The following is a 20,387-nucleotide window of genomic DNA, read 5'->3' on the forward strand; positions in this document are numbered from 1 at the left end:
AGATACCTGGCACTGGAGAAACAGATAAGGCTAGTAAAGCTAGTGGACTTGTTGCCTTATTGGCTGTGATTGGAATTACTGGTTTACTCAAGCTTCAAGAATTCGTTAGCGATAGAACCTTCGAGAACCTTGATGTACTCGGTAAAGACCTTTCAAAAAACCTAACGTTGTTGACAACTGTTGACTCTAAAGTCCAAAACTTAAATAAAAAAGTTGACGATTTCAACGCCAAAATTAGCAAAGAACTGGATGCCAACGCCAAGGATTACGCCAGACTCAACAAATCAGTTGAAAAAACTGGTCAGGATGTGGTAGCAGCCAAAAAACAAGCTAACGACGCTCTTTATGAAACTCGTGAAGGGCGAAAAATAGTCACTGGTTTGGCTGAATCAGCCCGGAAGTTGGCTAATGATACTTTGTACGAATTCCGTCAAAATAAGGCTGTTGTTGAGTCCAAAATCACAGAGCAGCGGATAAGTTTTGATACTAAAATTCAATCTATTAATGCTCAAATATCGAAATTTAATAGCAGCGTCTCAGATGCTTTTCAGAAATCAGTAAATGCTACCATCTCCAAATTACAATCAGACTTAGCAGCAACAAAAGCCCAAATATCAGTAATTAAGCCACAGAATATTGATACAAGTAGCATTACAGCTAATGCTATTGCAGCGGCTAAATCTGTAGTTGCTCCATTGCAATCACAAATAGCGAACACAAATAATATCATTAATGGACTTCAGTCTCAGACTGCACAAATCCCAGTATTAGCTAATTCTGTAAGTAGTTTGGGTAAATCTATTAATGCTGTAGATAACAAAGCCGATGCGGCAATGAATGAAGCACGAAATAAAGGCGCACCAAATCTTGCCCCAATTCAGCAACAATTAGACGATAAATTTAATCGGTTCATTGCTGATAATAACAAAGCTCTTGGTATTCAAGATTTGGAAATATCTAATCTTGGCAAGGATTTTGATAAAAAATTAGCAGATTTCAATCGATTAAATAATTTATCTTCCGAACAGAGATTTCAAGAGTTTAAGAAAGAAAATGACAAAGCTTTAGGAACTCTTGGACTTGAGCAATCAAAATTATCTCAAGATTTTAACCAAAGATTCGCTGATTTTAAACGTCAGAGTGAATTGACATCTGACCAACGTTTTGAGGAATTCGACCGTGAAAATAAACGGTCTTTAGGTTTATTGAAAGGTGATTTACAACAGCTTGACCGGGACATTAATACTACTAAGACGGATATTACAAAAATTGACACGAAGCTAAGGGAACAAGAGAAAGTGAATAGTGCAGCGTTACCAAAACTAGATGAAATAATCAATAGACTTCCTTTCATTCCGGCATTAACCGCCGCCGCAATCAGACCCGATATTCCGACAATTCCACAGATAGAAAATGCAGCTGCAACTGGGACGTGTCGAACTACCCAGCCAGGTGGATGTATGAGGAGAGCTTTAGATGACAGTGTGGCCAACATTAACCAAAATACAAACAATAGAATCAATGCTCTGGATGTTATTAATACTGGTGCAAATGGGGCGTTGCTAATGGGTCAGCAAACAATCTTACAAAGATTGGGTGAACAGTTACCGGGTGGGATTGGCGGTAAATTATCAAGGTTCGCCGACTGGATGCACCTTGATAGAGTACTGAATATTATGATTCTAGCTGCTACCACCCACAACGGATTAATGCTATCTAATGACATCGGACAAACTTTTGTTGGAATAATCAATAATGTATTGCAGTTAATAGGATTAAAAAAAGAAGATGGAAGCGCTTTTGATATTGGCTCGGTAATTAGTGGCTCTATTGAAAATTTAATTAAGGGGGCTATAGGGGAAGATAATTACAGTTCGCTTAAAGAATCATGGGCAAAGGCTAATCGAATTTATCAAGCGACAACTAATGTTCTTAATAGCTTCTTGAGCTTGTCGCAAACTATTCTACAAGCGTCTGAATTAATAGCAGCTTACACAGGGAAGATCGGGAATGCTTTAAGAAAGGGCGGAGTCATTCTTGAAAGCGCTTATGGCTGGATGAATCCCCAGCCTAAATTTAATCGCGTCACGCAAACATTGGAAAGTTTACAGAATGGAGCAAGCACCATACAAATGGTGACACAAGCACCTTTAGACGTGGTAAATGCCGTGACAGAATCAACAACGGCTGCAACCGAATTTGTAAAAGCGATAAAAGAAGACGACAAACCTGCAAACAAAGCTACACCCATTCCAGAACCTGATGAATTAAAAACCAAAGAAACTCAGTCTAAGGCTGATTCTCAACCATTGAATTTTGATTTTTCAGACTTATTTGATGGGGAGGATTAAACAATGTCCTTGCCAGAAGGTTTTGATAACATTGAGCATCTCCAGAGAACTTGGAATCAAGAACATAATCGCCGGGTTGATAGATACTTCAAAGATGTTCAAGGCAATGGTGATTTGTCTGGGGTGAGACCATCTTTAAAGCTAGCTTGTCGAGCTTTAGACAATGATAATATGTACGCATCTTGGATGCGTTCAGACCTTTTTTATAACATTATTGGCTATGGGCGTAAAAATCTCGCTGTTTTTTATGGCAACAGACTTGATACCGCTCCCCCTGTTGCTGGTCATCCACAATTATTTTTTGTGTTCTCTCAAGATGAATCTGCCTCTCCTCCTGAAGAATCACCGATACAGCATGAAAAATCTGTGAGATTGATGAAATTCTCTTGTGCTTCTGGAAATGCTAAACCAGCTATTACCAAAGCGAACATGACAGAAATTGCTAACGAAATTAAAACTACTTTTTTATCAAGTGGTAGGGGAATAAGTTACACCACGGGAAATAAATCAGCTAGTTACACTGACCCTGACAATGGATTTCCAAAAGGGAATTATTTGCTTGTAAACTCCAGAACTGACGGAGTAGAAATTTATCAAAAAATTTGTAACGTCATTGATGTACCTTTCCAAGCAGAAAGAGTGATCGTCAACGATCCGGACAAACCCAGCACAACAACGGCAACAGCCGGGAAAGTCACGATCTTGGGCAAACAGGTACAAAATCATCGCTATAGGCCTGTGGCGCTTCTCCGGTTTAGGAGTGCGTACATATCTTTGGGTAATCTCGTGCCACCAGTCTTTTTGCTGGATACAACGCTTAGGAATCAGGGATTAGTCAAATATCCTTGAGATGCAATGGGTATCACAGGCTGACTGCTGCTGAAAATAAAGATAAAAACCTAATAGGTTTCCGTAGAAAGTTCTAAGGGTTTTAAAGGGTTAGAGTTGCTGGTATCTGTAACAACTATCACCAGTAAATAATATGGGTTTTAGAGATCTGCAACGCTTTGAATCGCAGAAATCGCGTTATGACAAGTACAAACTTTGGCTGGCAATGACTCCAGACCAAAGGCAAGCTGCATACGCCGCTATCACCGATGAAACTAAACGAGCGAAAACAGAAAGAGAAAAAGGTTATATTTCACCATTCGGTACTGCTGGCAACACTAAGGTTTATGTTCCTGCCAATTTAATCAAGGATGGACAAACAGGCCAAGGCTCTGGAGTAGCTACCGTGCTTCGTGGCTTACTTGCCAGCTACACCACCACTGCTACTGAGTTTGCCGGACTAACCACCCCACTTTTTATTGACGTGCAAAAATTTAAGTCAGCCAAGTTAACCCTAACTTCTGTTGTGCCTGGTACAACAACAAAAAACAGTCGGATTACTGGCGCTGGATATAAAAAGCCTGACGTAGACTCTGTTACTGGTGAATTTGGCCAAAACACTGGCGGTCAAGATTATGATGCGGCTGTTTTAGCCATCAAAGGTGAATCAGCTTACACCACCTTCATTGCAGGAAACGGCGGTAAAAACCGCGCTAGATTCACTCCTGAGGGCTAATGAGCAAGATAGCAGAACGAACTGGAATTATTTGGACTCCAGATGATTCGTTAGATCTGCTATCCGTCGATGTTGATGGTAACTGTTCTGAAGCTGAATTCATAGGAATGCTTGCCATCAACCAAGCGGGTAGGGATTGGTTAACCGGGAAAATTGATATCGTTGAATACCTCGACAAGCTGGAGTATTACGGTATCCCTAATCCATTTGAGATATTAGATGAGTTTGCTGATCACGTTGATTTTGTAATTTCTCACGGGTAATTCAGAGGGTGAGAGTAGTTGAATTAAGTAATAGTGATAATTGGCAAAGCATCTACTCTACTAACGTTAATGCTGTCCAAGTTCCTATGCAAAATGGGGGCTATCTGAATAGTCCCATTCCAGAAATATTAGTCCCATTTGTGCTAGATAAATTTATTCTTGCAGTTAGTGTGGATACTGATGTTCCCTCCGGTTCTACATGGAGGTTCGCAGGATACATTAATCAAAAAATCAGTACAGGGCTTGTTGTTGGTGGCAATCAAGATGCAACCACCTCTCAAGGAAAACCGTTATTTTTAGACCAAATTAACCTGATTCTTTTTAATAAAATTTCTACATCTTATGGTGTCAGCGTCAAAGTACCAAAATGGTTTACTCGTGCTGCTGTGAATGTGTGGGAGTACACAGGTGTCGATGACACTTCAGAGGAGATATTGCTCGGTCAAGAATTTGCAAACATTAACTTTAAGCTAGACCAATTACTCAATGGCTGAGAAGCAATGAAAATTGATATTAACAACGCTCTGACTATTATTATCGGGCTATTAACAGTAGTGGGAGCTATTTATCGATTAGCCCAAATTGAGGCTAATATTAATAGCAAGATTGACAAGGTAGAGAATAAATTGCTATATGCCGTCGATCAGCTTAAAGATAATTTTGTAGACAGGCTTTACAAAGTAGAGAAAAAGGTAGATGTCCACTTGGTCGAATATAAAGAAAAGAAGCTCTTTACAGAATATCGACTCAACGGACTGGAATCACTCATCAAGCATAAATTTGACCGACTGGCAAACTGGGTCAAGCAGATTGTTGGATTTTTGAACAAAAATTCTGGGTTTCAGATCCGCGATGACAAGTTTTAACCCTCTGGGGATTCGGCAAAGAAAATAGAGTCATCACGAATTTTTTCCCCACCAATACGTTCCACTTTACCGAGACAGCAGGCACATAAAAAGTAAAAGAGGATACTATCGGTTTCAGGCTTGATTAACTTGTTCAAGCGCGATCGCAATTTTGCATACTGAGTATCGGTCAGATGGCATTCAAATACACTGTACTGTACCCACTGTCCATAGGATTTGAGAATTTTGTGAATTTTGGTGCGGCGTTTATCTTCTGAAATATCATAAGACACAACAACATTCATTGCTAGTTTTTTTCTCCACTTTCTACACTAATGACTAATGACAGATAATTATTGTACAGACGCGATTAATCGCGTCTCTACTTTCTACTTCAAAACTAATGGTGGATATTTTTCAATTTCACCCATTAAGTATTTCGCTAATAATCGAGCTTGTAATTCAAATGCTTCTTGATAAGTGCATTTGCGTCCGAAAACAGGATGTTTAAATTGGGATTGTTTCTTTTGTGCATATTGCTGCAAAAATATTTTTCGTCCTTCTGAGGTAAGAGAAACTGCTTCACTCAAAGGTTCTGTAATAAAATATGCTTTTGTTAACAATTGTCTATTTAATACAGACAATACTATTGCGTCTACAATTAAAGGACGAAACTCTTCCATTAAGTCTAATGCTAGTGATGGTCTACCGTAGCGATCGCAGTGCAAATATCCTAAATATGGATCGAATCCGGCAATATTGATTGCACCTTGAATATCATGCCGCAATAATGAATAGCCAAAGCTAAGTAAAGAGTTAACCGGATCGGTTGGAGGACGGCGGACACGTTTATTAAAAGTAAATTCTGTAGTCCGAATAAGTTGATTGAAGCAACCAAAATAGGCAGCACTTCCAGCACCTTCTAACCCACGCAATGAATTAATATTTTTAGTTGTATCAATTGGTGCGATCGCTTGTTCTAAACGCGTTACATTTACAGATAAATCTAAATCTGGATTTTCACGTTGACGCCGGATGAGGAGATTCCGATAGTTTTTTAGCTTCCCGCGCACAAAACCTTGTACTACATGAATTGCTTGGGCTGATTCACCGGCTGCTTGCCATTGGGCTTTACGCACAAAGATATTTTTGGTAACTTCTGGTTCTATTCTTCCCAAATAACGACCATTTTCTGTGAGAAAAGTAACAGGTATATGTCGTTCTAATAGTTCAGAGATAGCAGCTGGCGAAACAGTAGCGCGTCCTAAAACTACAACACCATCTATCTTGATTAATGGGACATCTAAAATAGTCTTTTTCTCAAATTTGACATGTAACCGTTCATCAACTTTGCCAATAAAAGCATCTTCTTGAGTGACGTATACTGTACCCATAATTACATCTCCGATTAATTGTTGCTAAAAAAAACTGGTCTTTCAGACGCGATGAATCGCGTCTCTACAAGAATATTTTTACGCTTAACTGAACTGTATTGATGTATAAACTTGTTTTACTTCTGAATTCTCACTAATTAGCTTCTTGATAGCGTCCTACTTTTTCTGTAGCTTGAGGTAAACACTGTGAATATAAACTGCATCCATCACAGCGTTTTGATTTGATAGCTTTGGGCATTGCGCCTGTAAATAACAGTGTTTGCACAGCTTCAATAGTGGCGATCGCATTTTGACGCAATTCTTGAGAAATCTCGACTAATTGCCGTTGGTGGGAGTGTGCATAGTAAATATAGCCAGTATTGATAACTTGACCTGTCATTTCTTCTAAACACAAAGCTTGAGCGCAAACTTGCAATTCATCGTTATCCCATTCGCCCTTACGTCCTCGTTTGTATTCGATTGGATAAAATTCACCGTTTTCAGATTCAATTAAATCAGATTTACCTATTAATTTATATCTATCTGATTTCAACCAAATCGCTCTTATTTGCCAAGTTTCTTCGCGGTTAACGTCTCCAGTTTTATGCACGCGATCGTGTAAACTTGTGCCCTCAATTGTATATTGATTATCAATAAATTCTCCCGCACAAAACATTCGCCAGCAGCGATGTGAACAGTAGCTATATTGATTTAATGCAGCAATAGAAATGTAATCACTGTCATTCATAACTTTAATTAATTATTGATTTAAAAATCCAAAATTCAAAATCTAAAATTGATACAGTCTATACTCGGCGTACTATTCCCATTCCCATAGTCGTTTTACGCCCCAATCCTGCGTATAATGCAAAGTCAGCTAAAGCATTAATTTGCTTAATTGCCAAGGCTTCAACATCTCCCAAAATCCGATAGTTAATGCTGCCAATGCAACCTATAAACTTACTTTCATAGTTGCTTATAACTTCGGTATTAATATTGAAAGCACTAGGATAAATTGATTCAATGCCAATACTAGAGATTTCAGTTCCGCTGTATTTATTCCAACGATTCAAAAGGCTATTGAACACAGATTCTTTGATAGGAAGGACATTATCATATCCACCTTGACGGAAGGATACAGGTGTAGCGAAGGTGAAATTGAGAGTGCGATCGCTTGGCGATGCTTGCTCATACAATTGTGTATAGCTGCAAACATTAGCCCAAGGTTGCATTGATTGGGGAGTACCTTGAATACTGGTAATATGTAGATTTGCAGAACCCAAATGCCAAGGATGTTCCGGATTAAGATTTAGCCACAGTCCAGTTAGTTTACTAAATAAAGTGTCATCGAGTAGAGAAATACGCCACCAGCAGGGAGTACCAGCCGGGATAGGCTTTTGATGACTAAATTGCAACGTCTGGTGATGTTGCTTGTGTTGTCGTTGTATTTGCAACGGTGAGAGAGTGAAGGCTTTATCTGCGTTGGAGGAGTGCAAATACTCTGCCAAGCTGGAATCAACAGAACTGATGAGAGTGAGAAATAGTGCGTGGTAGTGTCTCCCAGTGAGGAACTCCGGGTAGATAGGAGATTGGGGAATGAGGTTGAGGACGAGGCTGTGAGGCATGAATAATTTAAAATGGTAGATGTAGGGTGGGCATTGCCCACCACTTGAAATTAAGCTTTAAATCGATACTGCATTTTTGCAGGTAAGCGCAATTTTTCAGTTTTGTTGGGATTATCGAATTCGTAATATTCTCCTTGGCGAATGCTGACATTTTGAATCAGACTCACCGGGGGCATATTTACCACATCATAGCTAACAACTTGCTGGGTAAACATCACATCCAAAGGATTTAATGGGTAAGAAAAAGAGAAGTCACCTGTTTTTAATTCAATTTTGCTGACTTCTTGAATAGTGAGTTCAGCTTTACTCATCCATTTCCCTAAACGAATCCATTTTGGTAACTTGAGTTGCTTTTGAGAAATTATAAACAACTCAAATTGACTTTCTGGTGCAATTTCTTTTGCCCTACCAAAACTAGGAATATTTTTTTGCGTTTTCTCCATTTCCACATGGTAGTTATTGTTAGCATACTTCCAGGTGTTGAGAATAGCAGTATGTTTAACTGCACGCGCAGGAGTTACATAAATTCCTTGTTGATTTAGCGGTGTTAAATGTACCTCATATTTAGGAACTTGTTCAGGGCAAAAGTAACGATAGGAATCTTCTTCAGTAACAGTGGTAGAGTAAATTTCGCTATCTACTAATCCTAAGGCGTAGCAGAGTGCGTAGTTGTGAATTACTGGTTCTGTTTCGTAAAGTCGTCCGATTTCACGAGTAGCGTAATACAGACTGTCATGAAGTTCTAATTGACAGCAATAAATGATTGGCATAGCTATTATCCCGCTTTAGCAGCAGTTTTCTTTTTGCTGATGTGTTTCTTGGCGTATTCTTTAGCTTCTGCATCAGCTTTTTGTAAAATTGACTTGATTCCTGTTTCGCTACCTGTGAGAACCTTAACTTCATTCAGCAGAGGTACAAAAGCATCGCCGATAAAGTCGGTATGAACGATAAATTCATCAGCCATTAATGTCTCGATTGCACTTTTAGCAGCAATAATTACATCATCTTCATCTAAAGGTTCAGGAGAATTAATAGTTTTGTTTGACTGCATTTTGTCATATATTGCCTGAGTCCAGCGCAAGTTACTAGTAATTTCTCCATCTGCAAAGATAACACCGATTAATTCGTTTCTAACGCGACCTGTACGGGTTGTTTGCGCTCCATAGTGACGAGTACGCAGGATGTTATTAAAGACGTAAAGAAAACTAGCTTCAGTAGGGTCTTTTAATGTGACAATACTGGGGAAGAAAACTTGCGGTCTGATGTGGTCTTGCTGGTTAATTCTAGCTGTGACTGCACCTATTTCACCATCTAATTTTCCATCTGATTTCTTTTCTCCTTTTGCTGCCATTGTCCCATTTTCATAAGGAGCATTTAAGGTAAAACTTTCATGTGATTCATCAAAAGCTGTAATTGAAAATGCTGTATCGACAACAACTTTGGATTTTTCAGAGCCAGAATCACCAATAGCAAATCCGTAAATAATACAATCAGGATTATCCATTGCGAAGGCTACGTTATATTCGCATTCTTGAGCAGTCATTAAACCATAGTTACGCAGTAATTCACGACCAACTAAACGTTCTGGTGTAGACTGCTTACGTTTGAACATTGATAGACGGCTAATTGTGTTTCTATCTTTGATTCCAGCCCTTACTCGTGCTTTATTTAATTCACTATCTGTTTGAAATAGCGGATAAGATTCGGTAATACGAATGGTTAGAAAGTGGGCATATTTACCCATCGGTTTGTAGGGAATTGCATCGTGGAAGAACTTTGAGTCAGTTGTTTTTAGAAATGACATGATTTTTATCTCCAGTTTTTGGATAAACACAACATAGCTTGAGGATATAAGATTAAGGATAAATTTATCCTCATGGAAAACTCAAAAGGATAGTATTAGTCTGGAATAAGTTGTTAATCTCCATCCTCACCATCATCAGAAATATCATCATTAGATTTATTAGCCTTATCACGGCGTTCCTTATCATTTTCTAGACGATATAGAAATTCACAAGTATCTTTTATGAGGTTAAGTTGACGGCCTGCTAAACGAGCGCGATCGCTAGCAAAAGATTTTTCAAAAACTTCTATAACAAAGTATCTTGCAAAATCTAAAATTGCATCTCTTTCCTCATCACGATGAGCAATAATCCAACGCCCTTCTGCTGTTGAATTACGTACTCTCTCCATCAATTTGAAAATTTTTCCTGCTACAGCATCAACTAATACTTCCCCTTGAAAAAATCCTTTATCAGCTTTGATAACAGTATCAGCAGCTTCATCAATTGGTTTCAAAATAGCATTTGATTTAATTGGTTTTCCTTTGCTAGATTTAGCTCTATAAAATTTGCGGTAAAGTTCAGTTAATTTTTTAGGATGATGCAGATATGATTCTTCTCCCACAGTCAATTCCTCCAAAATGGGGTTATATTGTGCATAAGGGTCAAAGCATGGATAAAAATGATAGGTATAAAGCCGAATTTTTTCAATTCTGGCTGTTTCCACTCCCTGATTACGTACCCAACGATTAAGATAAGAAAAGACATACAGCGGACTAGTTTCAAAATCCTTTGCTAGTTCTGTAAATCTTCCCCAATTGGCATCATAACCAGACTTTCCTTGTCGCGCATTCACATCTAAATGAATCGCGTAAGCAGCGGTAAGTACATTTAAAGGCGCTGGATATTCAATACCATTTTCATTCCAACCTTCAAGAATGTAATCCAACCGAAATCTGTCCCTTTTTACTAAAGCGCGAAACGCATGAGGCGCACTGTCAAGAAAAACGCTTTCTTCAAACTCAGCACCATCATTAAATGGTGGAATTGGTGACTCAGAAACTACTGTTTTCACATCCAAAATCATCGGAAAAGCAAACGCTAACCAGCTAGGCATTACCCAAGATTCTGTATCAGTGCTATCTCGTCCTGGTGGTAGCGCCATGAAGTAAAATGTTAAAGGCTGGTCTTCCGGATAAGAAAGCTTAAATGTCCGATCTTTCTCGTCTTCTAAGTTTTCGTCAATCAAAAAACTATCTACACTTTGATAGTCTTTTTTAGCTAAATGAGCTTGTAAATCTTTAGTTATAAAATGATTGCGAACACTCGTATCAAAGCGAGTTTGAGCAATTCCACTATAAGCTTTTTGTAAAAATTTATTAGTTTCTGGAGTAAAATAATAGGTGGGATAAAAATAGAGATACCGATATTTACCATCTTCAAATCTTTTACCTACTGCTTGCGTTTGATTCATCAAAATTTGCCTGAGCATCATTTCCACACTTGCAATGCTAGAAATATTCCGCTTGGCATTAGAACCACCCAACATTTGTTTATTTGTATAAACTTGGGGTGTAAATAAAACTGCTGATTCCATCTGCTCGGTTACTGTATAAGCAGAATGAGAAATTGAACAGATTAATTGTCGTCCTCGTCCTGGTTTTTTAGCAGCATTGTAGTTACCTAACTCATTGAGAAAATTCTCCGTTTGAGTTTCAAATGGCTCTTGATTTGTAGTTGGTAACATCACAACTCGTGATACCCATTGCCTTAAATCATCCCAACCATCAGGTAATTTATATTGTGCAAGAATAGGAGAAATTAAGTTTGTTAAGTAGTGAATAACTTCCTGACAATTTTCTCTAACATTTTCAATCCCAGGATGTTTTTCCAGATATTTAGCAGCTAGATAGTACCATTCATAAGGAACTCCGCCTGTATTTCCCTTTAACTTGTTTTCTTTTAGGCTTTCATTGATGCGCTGAATGTGGCGAATTTGGGGTATATACTCTGTTAAATTCCATAATTCAGCTACTTTTTGAGTCAAATCTAAAGGAGGTATTTCTGGTAACTTTTTATCTTTTTTGCGAACAGCTTCAAGACGATTAACAGTTTCTTCCCAAATCTTGCGACTCACTAAATCACCAAACTCTGCTATTTGGTCAATGCGGATATCATCAGCAAAGTTAAAATCAAATTCAGGTGGTAAAACTCCTTGTTGTTGAAACTTGACTAAATTTTCACTCCGGCTTTTAGCAACAGATGGTTTATTAGAATTTAAAATGCGTAACGTTGCATCTAAAGCTACTTGCATCAAGCCTGGAGAATCAAAAAATAAGTTGTAATATTCGGCATATTTCATGCCTTTACCATCTCGACCAAATCCTGTTTGTCTAAGCCTTAATTGACCCGCGCACAGAGATTTAATACTGTTAACTACAAGGTCTGGTAAATCTTTGGCTGAGATAGGAGGAGCATTACGCGCAGTTAGGTAAATTACACCTGTTGGCAGATATAGTAAAGGTTCATAGTATGTATGTTCATTGGTGTTGAGGCTAGTATGAGCTTGAATTACAGCATTATTTACAACATTAGTTAAAACACCGCGATTTTCAGCAATGCGGTGATAGGTAAATTGTAATTGTCCATCACTAAGAGTGTGCAGAATGTCATTTAATCCCCGATGTTCTGCATCTTGGGGATGTTTAATAACTGATGCTAGTAAATCAGCTAAACGAGTTAAATCACATAAACTCCGAATAGTGCGGTCTTTAAGAACAGGATTTAGACCAAATTCAGAAAAATTCCAGTTAGTATCCCAACGACTTTGTGCATTATAAGCCATACACAACAAATCATCGATATATTCTTTATACGCTTCGGGATGCTCTGAATTGATAAATTTATCAAGTCCTAATTCTTGAACTTTTTCCTCAATGATTTGCCGATGTTTATCTAAAGGTAACTTGCGACATTCTTCAGGTGCATCAGGAAATTTTTCAAAGTCATGTAGAATAAATCCAGCAATTACTAATCGCCGTTCCCGTTCTTTCACTACTCGCCGGACGGTGGTATCGAGATTTTCTAATCGTTTCTCTATTAAATTTGCAGGAAATAAACCATTGAGTAAGTGAGTATTTAACGATTGGTCTGCCGCGTTATCTCGCCTGACTTTACTTTTACCTTCTGCTTCTCTTTTTTGGTCAATTTCATCAAAAAACTTACCACCTTTAGCAGTTACACCAATTGCTATTCGCAGCAGATTTGGTAACACATATTCGGCAAAATCCGCCATCACTTTATCGCCTGGATTTTGAGCCTGAATTGCTTCACGCAATAGCTTAAGTGTGAGTAATTCACCTTCTATTTCGATGGTGCGGTCTGAAGAATCACCATCAAAGCCAAAATCACCCGACAACCAATCATCATCTAATACCTCAGATTTGGCATCGGTTTCTGTTTCTAAAAGTGATAATTGTTTATCTTCATCTGAAATTCTACTTTTTTTAGCCATCTTCTTGACTCAATGAAATTAAATAAGAGTTAATCTGGCGGACATAAAGCGGATATTGTTGCAATGCAAAACTGATAGAGTTAAAAACCTGGTGCGGATCTATTTCGTCATATTCGTGAACAAGACGATTTCTTAATCCTGATGATGGTGCTATTTGTTGTGCTAATTCTGGTGTAATTACTTGATATTTGCTAAGTTCAATGAAAGCTTCAAAATTGGTAGCAGAATTTCCAGGACTTAATTTTGATAATATGTGTTCATTGATATCTATTGCAGCCTGAGTCATTAATTGCAGTAGTCTTTCTACAACAAGTTGTTGACGAAAATCAGCTAAGAATTCATCAAGGCTAGTAGAGCGATACTCTTTTAACGTGTTGTAATATTTGGTGATTAATCTTAGTCTAACTAAAACTATTTCGGGTTCTATATCACTCATACTCTCCACTTATTTAGTTCTATTTCAATAATTTTGTGTTGCTTTTCACGGAATTTTTTTAATTCGGATTTAGATTTTAATGACTTTAATCTAAATTCCTCAAATTGTCCAGGAAAATTTTCAAACATGATAATCCCGTCACGAGCAATAAAATGTGCGATTAATTCTGAACAATGATTTAATTCCACAATATCAATATGGTCAGAATTAATATTGAATAATGTGCCAATTCGCATAGGTAATTCAAATAAACGAAAAGCATTATCTTTTACGTAAGCCTCACGTTGTTCTTCATCATACAAAACTGCAAAATCCCAATCACTCTTAGCGTTTGTGTTACCAGTAGCTCTAGAACCAAACAAAATTAACATTTTTATGTAAGGAATTTTTTCAGGAAGTTGTAATGAAAGTTCTTGCAGTTCTGAGATGGTTGGAGTATTGTTTTGCATTTGATGATTCTCCAGTTGGATAAATAATCGTCAACATTCAGTTGCTCACTCTATAATTCTATTCAACTCCTTCCAATAATTTGGCAACTTGCTCTGGAGCAGGAAGCTGATTTTGTAATTCTTGAGGCAATTTTGATACTACTTGATAAGTACCTACCCCAATTGGTTTATTCGATTCTTTCAAAGCATATTCAACTATTGTTCTCTGCTTAGATTTGCAAAGAATAATTCCAATGGAAGGATTTTCATCAGGTAGCTTTACCTTGTCATCTAAAACAGCTAAATAAAACTGCATTTTTCCGACATATTCAGGTAAAAATTTACCAATTTTAAGTTCTATCGCCACCAAACACTTTAAACGGCGATGATATAATAAGATATCTATAAAATATTCTTCATTATTAATTTCTAGTCGATATTGACTACCGATAAAAGCAAATATACCGCCCATCTCTTGCAAAAATGGTTCAACTCTGGTTAAAATTGCCTGTTCTAGTTGTCGTTCATTGTGTTCATCTGCTAATTCCAAGAAGTCAAATGTATATTCATCTTTAACAGCTAGTTTTAATTGGTTACGAATTTCCGCAGGAACAGTTTTATCAAAGTTAGTTTGATTCAGTAGAGTCTTTTCATAAGTTTGATTTTCAATTTGGTGAATCAAAACGTTTTTTGTCCAGCCAAATTTGCGAGTCATTCTAATATAAAATTCTCGTTCTAGGTCATCTTTGCACTTTTCTACAATGACTAGATTGTGAGTCCATCCAATTTCTCGCACCATTGGTGCGAGTTTTTCATTATTGACATAAGATTCATAAAAAAGCCTCATTCGCCAGAGGTTAGCAGCAGAAAATCCACTAATTCCAGGAAACTCTGCTTGTAAGTCTTTTGCTAACTGTTCTACTATCGATTTGCCCCAACTAGCGCCCTGCTGTTGAGTAACAATCATCTGTCCAATGTCCCAGTATAAGTTAATCATTTCACGATTAACTGCTTTTAGTGCTTCGTACTGGGCTGAACGAATGCGCTGTTTTATTTCCATTAGCAAATTTATGTAATTATCTGAAATTGGGTTATTCATAACGTAAAATGTTCTACTCGTTCATCACCAACTAGCTGACGCGCGTAGATTAAACAGACTTGTATATCTTCTCTTTCTAGCCAGGGATAACCTTCTAGCAAAGTTTCGATAGTATCTCCTGCGGCCAGCATTCCTAAAATATGTTCAACCGCAAGGCGACGACCGCGAATAATAGGTTTACCACCAAAGATTTTGGGGTTGACTGTGATTCTTTCCAAAACTTTTTGTTCGTTCATGATTTACCTCTAAGGTGTTTAACTTTAGAGAGGGGGCTTTTGAAATGATGAATTCTTAGCCCCCTTAGTTAACTTACGCAGCCAATATCAATAACTCTCTAGGAATTTGATGAGGCTGTTGTGGGAATAGGTCGAGTTCGAGTTGCTCATACCTGACACACTGTTGAACTTCTTCAACCTGAAACTTTTTACTATTTACTGGAGCAACCTGCTCAATTGTGTAAAGTTCCACATCGAAGAGAACTAATTGTTCACCACTCATTTTTGTTATCTCCATTATTGGATTTGTCTGAATGGTGGTTTATGCCCTTTAGTGTTTAAAACAAGCTGATATGCCGGACGGATGCAAGCATCGGAACGGCTACTCTCCGTTTTTGTACTTGAAGGCTCACGCCACCAAGTAGACTTTAACACACCTTTATAAGTTCAGCATCTGAAGACAAGTTAAATTTTGAGGACACATTTCTATATAATTGAATGTAGAGGGTAACTAATAATCCCTATCAGGGATTGAAATTTCCGTTGCTGCACTTGCAGGCTTACGCCCTCCCACTGTAAATCAGTGATCAAAATCCCTATTAGGGATTGAAACCTGAAGCAACCCATATCTCATCTCCTTTGCTTTTAAACGTGTACGCTAGCGTATCTAGCAGCAGTGCAGAGTGACCGAAAGCGATCGCATAGGGCGCGTTAACATCATGAAAGCTGTACTGGTCGCTGATTGGGTAAATCTGAAAGTGCATTGGTAGCCGCAGCCGCATCCGTACCTCTGCAACTGGATGGCGAATCACATAACAAACTAAACCTTGTTTTTTCAGGCGTTTGTTAATTTCCCCAATCCAGTGGTTTTCAGGTTGCCAAATTTCCACACCCTTTAAAACCTGCACTTTCCAAGCGTCTGCTTTCGGCTGCAAGTCGCCTGAATAGGTAAATTTCCAGTTCAGTCGTTCCTCGCGGTAGGAACGCAACTTGATAAATGCCAGACAATGAGCAAATCTACCTTTGGCTATGGGTTGTCCGGTGCGTTGGGCGGTTTCTTGGAGTGTCCGTATAAACGCCGCTTCTGTCCACATTTCAATTTCTAAGTTGCTTAAAATTCCTGGTAAATCGTAGGTTTTAAATTTGTCTACTTCGTTTGCTTCCGTTAAATCGTAAATTCCGCATTGCAGAGGACTAGAACCTCGAAAACTAGCAGCATCATCAGCAATGGGATTTCCTGATTTACCTGAAAGCGCTTGCCAATCTTTAGCCCATCCTTGAATACGTCCAGCTATGGATTTTAAACTGGTTTCAAATACTGCTTCACAAGTTACTTGAAACTGCTCTCGGCTTTGGGCATACTGTTGTTTAATTGTCCGATCGCTTAATTTGCAAACCAGCCAAAATGATTGCACAGCACCCCAACGGCGATAATAACCATGAAAATCATTGATTTGGCGATATTGCTCTTTAATTATTGTTTGAAGAGTGGGGCGATCGCAAATACTATTAACTGCTAAAGGTGGTGACTCTACCTGAAATAAACGCTCTACTAAAAAGTTGGGAACCAGAGCCAAAGCTGTGAAGTTGTCAAACTTAACTATATCACCATTTTTTTCATAGCCATCATGTCTGCCTAGCCGTCCCAAACGTTGAATAAAATTACCTGCATCCGATGATTCAAAAATTAGGAAATTAATTTTAAAATCTACCCCGACATCAATGGTACTTGTGCCAAGAACTAAATCAGCAGATAAACTTAGCTCTTTTTGTCCTTTTCCTGATAATCCCGTATTTTCTCCCACAGTCAAGCCATGAGACTGTAATATTTCTTGAAAAAATGGAGTCAAGCGTTTGACTGCTGCAATTGAATTCAGAATAATTGCTCCTTTACTTCCTGGATACTGCTGAAACTGAGCCAAAATCAAGTTACTATTTTCTCTTAACCAAGTTTCCGAAGCTTTAAAAGAAGGTTCCAAAGAAATAAATTTGAGTGAAATGGCCCGTGCTACTTGTCGCCATCCCTGTGATCGCAGTTCATTTTCTTGTTTTATAGTATCAGCAAATTGATATTTATTTTGCTCCAAAGGGTTAATTTCTTGACAGCGAAAACCTGCTGCTTGCAATCTGCTAATTAAATTTTTATCTGGTGTAGCTGAAAGAAACAAAAACTTTTTGCGGCGGTTTGTACAGCGAATTAACAGCATTGTATTAATTACGCTAGCAATTTGAGGCGCGGCAAAAACATGAAATTCATCAAAAATAAATAAATCAAAGTCTTTATCTATTCTTCCCCATAATTTATCCGGACTGTCACCAGGAATTATATAAGCACCTCGATGTAAGTAATGAAAAATATCAGGGTTAGTTAATAATGCTTCTCTTTGATTTGTGAGAGTTACGATCGCAGCACTTTTTTTCAATCCTTCATTCTCGGCATAAATTTCTAAATCAGCCCCACTCAGTCGCACTATACGCGGTTTATCTCTAGGTTGAAATTCTTCAATATATCCTTGAATTTGTATTTCTTGGTCACGTGCTAATTCATTAGTTGGATAAAGTCCAATAGCGGAAAATTCACCTTGAAGCACTTCTAAATAAGCAGCTAAACTTTTACCGTCGCCAGTCATAGCAGTGTTGAATACTACATCAATATTTGGGTTTTGTAGTGCGTTGAATGTTTCAACTTGATGCCAAGATAATGACCATCCATCAGGAATTTTCAAGCCTGATGGTGTCACCACTGTTTGAGAATACACAGGCTTGAGAGTTATTGTGTAATCGTTGGACATACACTTAAATAGTGTCCGTAACTGGTTGTTAAAAACTATATTGACACGCAAAATATAGATTGGCAACAAAATACTGTATAAAGTGTCCGTACAAAATGAGTCGTAAAGGTCAATCGATAACTCTGTCTCTGCGGGAACAGGATAAAACCGAATTAGAAAACCTGGCGCTGGAGTTTGGTATGATGTGGGGCGATCGCCCGAACATCTCCAAGTTAATAGAAGCGATCGCTCGCCATCATTTAATTATTGGTAAAAATCATGACTGGTCAGAAGCGCGTATCCGTGCCCTTGACCGTGCAATGCGCCTATTAACTGACAATGGGCAAAACGATCAGGCACAGATAGTAGCACAATTATTACTAGAACGTAGCGAACTACCAATACCTCTGCGTACCGAAATCGAAAGCTTTTTGGGAAATTTAACCCCACAGTGGCGTTTGGAAATTGACCGTTACATCTTACGCCAGCAAGCGTTTCAACTCAGTTATCAAGATGCGGCACAACGAGTATTTAATTTTACTGTTCGCTATGCCAAAGTTACACCCCATGAAAAGCGTCAATACTTAGATTGCTGGTGTGAAGAGACAGAGGGTAATTCTGATGTCGAACAATTACGGCATAATTGGAGTTTGCGTTTAGACCGTATTCAAGAGGCTGCTGTTTTACCTGTTGATGGTGAGTGGCGTACTGGGTTAGCACAGATAGACGTAGAAATGCATCTACTAGGTAATTTGGGTTTTGCTTATCAAGCCAAGCCAGAAGATAAGATAAGTGAATGGCTACTAGACACACAACGGGTGAAGCGAGTTGTCAGGAGTGTCTCTAATACTTTTTGGTTCATTCGGGAAGTGATGCAATATGCACCAGATTGTGTGATTGTATCGCCAGAAAATGTCCAACTACTCATACTCGGAAAACTTAAAACTCTCTGCCAGCATTATAAGCTTGAAGTTTCTTCTTAAAGTTTAGAGAACAATATTATACTTGCCTTGAAAATATAGCGGTTCCCATAGTTATTTTTTCGCCGTCATTTTCAAGTTTCAATTCCTAATAGAGAGTTAATTAAATTTCAACAGAACTGTGGGAACCAGAAGGGGCAAGCTACTACGTTTCAATCCCTAATAGGGAGTAAATGAAATTTCAACTTACATTGCTCAGGATGTCTGCATTACACAGATGGCACATAGCAAGTAGTGTAATGTATTTTTGTAAAGAAATGGCAGATTTTGCATAAAACTTGTGTCCTGAAACTGAGCAGTAGTCAAGATGACTTTGATTTTCAGTCAAATAGTTTACTGATAACTGGTGATGGTAACTCTTATTTACAAACTAGTACTTGGGTGGAGGGGTATAGTGTCCAGGATAAATATTTGCTGCTACTGGTTGTCAGGGTTAGGAATTGTAATAAGTAGTGCATTCATGAGTATCTCTATCCAAGCTCAACAATCGAATTTAGAACAGGTCAGAGATAGTGTCAATTCTAGCTACACACCAGAACCAGAAAGCGTTAAACTTCACAGGATATTTAGACTTTATCCCTTATTGCCAGATTATGACAGCCCGTGGAAATTTCTGTATGGAACAGCGTGGTTTGCACCGAATAATAAATGTTTTGGTTTACCTTTACTCACAATTGCAGGACGTGGCGGAATACCGGCGAGTCCCACGGAACCCTTAATGGGTGATGCAGTGCTAACCGATTGGGTAAAGCCAGACGCGGACTATGAAAATCGGGCTAGAGATACTCATAGCAAAAAAGCACAGGAGGAAACAAACACAAAAATCAACCTAGAAAAGTTCAATTCTGTCAATAGCCCTACTCAAATTGTGGAAGCTCAAGGGTGGGTAGTAGATGCCAATCACAATGTATTTCTAGTGGCTCAATCACCCAGTGTGAAATTTCGTAATTCCTTATTCACTTCCGTAACTTGCATTCTCCCTCAACATTGAGTTAAGCGATCGCCTAGCTAGCTGATAGCATTTTGCAATTACATCCAATACAAACAATTCGTAGTCTTGCACAGCTAGCTGTGCTACCCCACCGTATAAGTAAGTCGGCGCGAAAAAACTAAACTATGTAAAGATAAGTAAATACTGAGAA

21 protein-coding genes are annotated in these 20,387 nt (G+C 38.3%); 8 read left to right on the forward strand and 13 right to left on the reverse strand.

Translation table 11 applies throughout. The features are described from left to right. The 6 genes from ACM0OY_RS34015 to ACM0OY_RS34040 form a co-directional block, all read left to right on the forward strand. A partial coding sequence (locus tag ACM0OY_RS34015) for a hypothetical protein (RefSeq protein ID WP_414573179.1) occupies positions 1–2,351 on the forward strand: 2,351 nt, incomplete at its 5' end. Between the two features lie 3 nt (positions 2,352–2,354). Then, positions 2,355–3,200, forward strand: a complete 846-nt coding sequence (locus ACM0OY_RS34020) for a hypothetical protein (protein WP_414573180.1) — start codon at positions 2,355–2,357, stop codon at positions 3,198–3,200. Positions 3,201–3,333: 133 nt separating this feature from the next. After that, the gene (locus ACM0OY_RS34025) at positions 3,334–3,915 is read left to right on the forward strand and encodes a hypothetical protein (protein WP_414573181.1); all 582 of its coding nucleotides are present in this window, start codon (positions 3,334–3,336) and stop codon (positions 3,913–3,915) included. After that, positions 3,915–4,178, forward strand: coding sequence for a hypothetical protein (locus ACM0OY_RS34030; protein WP_414573182.1), 264 nt, complete (start codon positions 3,915–3,917; stop codon positions 4,176–4,178). Before ACM0OY_RS34025 ends, ACM0OY_RS34030 begins: the two co-directional genes overlap by 1 nt. An 8-nt stretch (positions 4,179–4,186) precedes the next feature. Further along, positions 4,187–4,672, forward strand: coding sequence for a hypothetical protein (locus ACM0OY_RS34035; protein WP_414573183.1), 486 nt, complete (start codon positions 4,187–4,189; stop codon positions 4,670–4,672). Positions 4,673–4,678: 6 nt separating this feature from the next. Next, a complete protein-coding gene (locus tag ACM0OY_RS34040) occupies positions 4,679–5,044 on the forward strand; it encodes a hypothetical protein (protein ID WP_414573184.1) in 366 nt (121 codons plus the stop codon). Here ACM0OY_RS34040 and cas2 read toward each other — a convergent pair. From cas2 to cas3, 13 genes are all read right to left on the reverse strand, one after another. Beyond that, complete coding sequence (cas2, locus tag ACM0OY_RS34045; protein WP_414573185.1) at positions 5,041–5,328, reverse strand: CRISPR-associated endonuclease Cas2; 288 nt, start codon at positions 5,326–5,328, stop codon at positions 5,041–5,043. The two genes, ACM0OY_RS34040 and cas2, sit on opposite strands and share 4 nt — an antisense overlap. An 84-nt stretch (positions 5,329–5,412) precedes the next feature. Next, positions 5,413–6,417, reverse strand: a complete 1,005-nt coding sequence (gene cas1d, locus ACM0OY_RS34050; RefSeq protein ID WP_414573186.1) for a type I-D CRISPR-associated endonuclease Cas1d — start codon at positions 6,415–6,417, stop codon at positions 5,413–5,415. A 133-nt stretch (positions 6,418–6,550) separates the two neighbouring features. Continuing rightward, positions 6,551–7,144 carry a CRISPR-associated protein Cas4 gene (gene cas4, locus ACM0OY_RS34055; RefSeq protein WP_414573187.1) on the reverse strand — a complete coding sequence of 198 codons (594 nt, stop codon included), beginning with the start codon at positions 7,142–7,144 and terminating at the stop codon, positions 6,551–6,553. A 58-nt stretch (positions 7,145–7,202) separates the two neighbouring features. After that, complete coding sequence (cas6, locus tag ACM0OY_RS34060) at positions 7,203–8,021, reverse strand: CRISPR-associated endoribonuclease Cas6 (RefSeq protein ID WP_414573188.1); 819 nt, start codon at positions 8,019–8,021, stop codon at positions 7,203–7,205. A gap of 50 nt (positions 8,022–8,071) precedes the next feature. Beyond that, positions 8,072–8,791, reverse strand: coding sequence for a type I-D CRISPR-associated protein Cas5/Csc1 (gene cas5d / locus ACM0OY_RS34065; RefSeq protein WP_414573189.1), 720 nt, complete (start codon positions 8,789–8,791; stop codon positions 8,072–8,074). Positions 8,792–8,796: 5 nt separating this feature from the next. Beyond that, a complete protein-coding gene (gene cas7d, locus ACM0OY_RS34070) occupies positions 8,797–9,825 on the reverse strand; it encodes a type I-D CRISPR-associated protein Cas7/Csc2 (protein ID WP_414573190.1) in 1,029 nt (342 codons plus the stop codon). Between the two features lie 113 nt (positions 9,826–9,938). Continuing rightward, positions 9,939–13,316 (reverse strand): type I-D CRISPR-associated protein Cas10d/Csc3, encoded by a 3,378-nt coding sequence (gene cas10d, locus ACM0OY_RS34075; RefSeq protein ID WP_414573191.1) that lies wholly within the window; start codon positions 13,314–13,316, stop codon positions 9,939–9,941. Further along, positions 13,309–13,752, reverse strand: coding sequence for a type VII toxin-antitoxin system HepT family RNase toxin (hepT, locus tag ACM0OY_RS34080; RefSeq protein WP_414573192.1), 444 nt, complete (start codon positions 13,750–13,752; stop codon positions 13,309–13,311). Before hepT ends, cas10d begins: the two co-directional genes overlap by 8 nt. Then, on the reverse strand, positions 13,749–14,201 hold the full coding sequence (gene mntA, locus ACM0OY_RS34085) for a type VII toxin-antitoxin system MntA family adenylyltransferase antitoxin (RefSeq protein WP_414573193.1): 453 nt from the start codon (positions 14,199–14,201) through the stop codon (positions 13,749–13,751). Before mntA ends, hepT begins: the two co-directional genes overlap by 4 nt. A 58-nt stretch (positions 14,202–14,259) precedes the next feature. Further along, the gene (locus ACM0OY_RS34090; protein ID WP_414573194.1) at positions 14,260–15,279 is read right to left on the reverse strand and encodes a PDDEXK nuclease domain-containing protein; all 1,020 of its coding nucleotides are present in this window, start codon (positions 15,277–15,279) and stop codon (positions 14,260–14,262) included. Then, a complete protein-coding gene (locus ACM0OY_RS34095; RefSeq protein ID WP_414573195.1) occupies positions 15,276–15,515 on the reverse strand; it encodes a DUF433 domain-containing protein in 240 nt (79 codons plus the stop codon). The genes ACM0OY_RS34090 and ACM0OY_RS34095 overlap by 4 nt, the downstream gene beginning before the upstream one ends. Before the next feature lie 73 nt (positions 15,516–15,588). Next, complete coding sequence (locus ACM0OY_RS34100; protein WP_414573196.1) at positions 15,589–15,777, reverse strand: hypothetical protein; 189 nt, start codon at positions 15,775–15,777, stop codon at positions 15,589–15,591. Positions 15,778–16,093: 316 nt separating this feature from the next. Beyond that, on the reverse strand, positions 16,094–18,286 hold the full coding sequence (gene cas3, locus ACM0OY_RS34105; RefSeq protein ID WP_414573197.1) for a type I-D CRISPR-associated helicase Cas3': 2,193 nt from the start codon (positions 18,284–18,286) through the stop codon (positions 16,094–16,096). A 95-nt stretch (positions 18,287–18,381) separates the two neighbouring features. Between cas3 and ACM0OY_RS34110 the strand changes: the two genes are divergently transcribed. Continuing rightward, on the forward strand, positions 18,382–19,248 hold the full coding sequence (locus ACM0OY_RS34110) for a WYL domain-containing protein (protein ID WP_414573198.1): 867 nt from the start codon (positions 18,382–18,384) through the stop codon (positions 19,246–19,248). 457 nt (positions 19,249–19,705) lie between these two features. After that, positions 19,706–20,236 carry a hypothetical protein gene (locus tag ACM0OY_RS34115; protein WP_414573199.1) on the forward strand — a complete coding sequence of 177 codons (531 nt, stop codon included), beginning with the start codon at positions 19,706–19,708 and terminating at the stop codon, positions 20,234–20,236. Positions 20,237–20,387: the final 151 nt, after the last annotated feature.

The organism is Nostoc sp. CCY 9925, from assembly GCF_963920935.1.
Classification (GTDB): Bacteria; Cyanobacteriota; Cyanobacteriia; order Cyanobacteriales; family Nostocaceae; genus Nostoc.

Bases quoted from the DNA above. Each gene is read 5' to 3' on its own strand.
- ACM0OY_RS34020 (WP_414573180.1), top strand. From the start codon at position 2,355: ATGTCCTTGCCAGAAGGTTTTGATAACATTGAGCATCTCCAGAGAACT.
- ACM0OY_RS34025 (WP_414573181.1), top strand. From the start codon at position 3,334: ATGGGTTTTAGAGATCTGCAACGCTTTGAATCGCAGAAATCGCGTTAT.
- ACM0OY_RS34030 (WP_414573182.1), top strand. From the start codon at position 3,915: ATGAGCAAGATAGCAGAACGAACTGGAATTATTTGGACTCCAGATGAT.
- ACM0OY_RS34040 (WP_414573184.1), top strand. From the start codon at position 4,679: ATGAAAATTGATATTAACAACGCTCTGACTATTATTATCGGGCTATTA.
- cas2 (WP_414573185.1), bottom strand. From the start codon at position 5,328: ATGAATGTTGTTGTGTCTTATGATATTTCAGAAGATAAACGCCGCACC.
- cas1d (WP_414573186.1), bottom strand. From the start codon at position 6,417: ATGGGTACAGTATACGTCACTCAAGAAGATGCTTTTATTGGCAAAGTT.
- cas4 (WP_414573187.1), bottom strand. From the start codon at position 7,144: ATGAATGACAGTGATTACATTTCTATTGCTGCATTAAATCAATATAGC.
- cas6 (WP_414573188.1), bottom strand. From the start codon at position 8,021: ATGCCTCACAGCCTCGTCCTCAACCTCATTCCCCAATCTCCTATCTAC.
- cas5d (WP_414573189.1), bottom strand. From the start codon at position 8,791: ATGCCAATCATTTATTGCTGTCAATTAGAACTTCATGACAGTCTGTAT.
- cas7d (WP_414573190.1), bottom strand. From the start codon at position 9,825: ATGTCATTTCTAAAAACAACTGACTCAAAGTTCTTCCACGATGCAATT.
- cas10d (WP_414573191.1), bottom strand. From the start codon at position 13,316: ATGGCTAAAAAAAGTAGAATTTCAGATGAAGATAAACAATTATCACTT.
- hepT (WP_414573192.1), bottom strand. From the start codon at position 13,752: ATGAGTGATATAGAACCCGAAATAGTTTTAGTTAGACTAAGATTAATC.
- mntA (WP_414573193.1), bottom strand. From the start codon at position 14,201: ATGCAAAACAATACTCCAACCATCTCAGAACTGCAAGAACTTTCATTA.
- ACM0OY_RS34090 (WP_414573194.1), bottom strand. From the start codon at position 15,279: ATGAATAACCCAATTTCAGATAATTACATAAATTTGCTAATGGAAATA.
- ACM0OY_RS34095 (WP_414573195.1), bottom strand. From the start codon at position 15,515: ATGAACGAACAAAAAGTTTTGGAAAGAATCACAGTCAACCCCAAAATC.
- ACM0OY_RS34100 (WP_414573196.1), bottom strand. From the start codon at position 15,777: ATGAGTGGTGAACAATTAGTTCTCTTCGATGTGGAACTTTACACAATT.
- cas3 (WP_414573197.1), bottom strand. From the start codon at position 18,286: ATGTCCAACGATTACACAATAACTCTCAAGCCTGTGTATTCTCAAACA.
- ACM0OY_RS34110 (WP_414573198.1), top strand. From the start codon at position 18,382: ATGAGTCGTAAAGGTCAATCGATAACTCTGTCTCTGCGGGAACAGGAT.
- ACM0OY_RS34115 (WP_414573199.1), top strand. From the start codon at position 19,706: ATGAGTATCTCTATCCAAGCTCAACAATCGAATTTAGAACAGGTCAGA.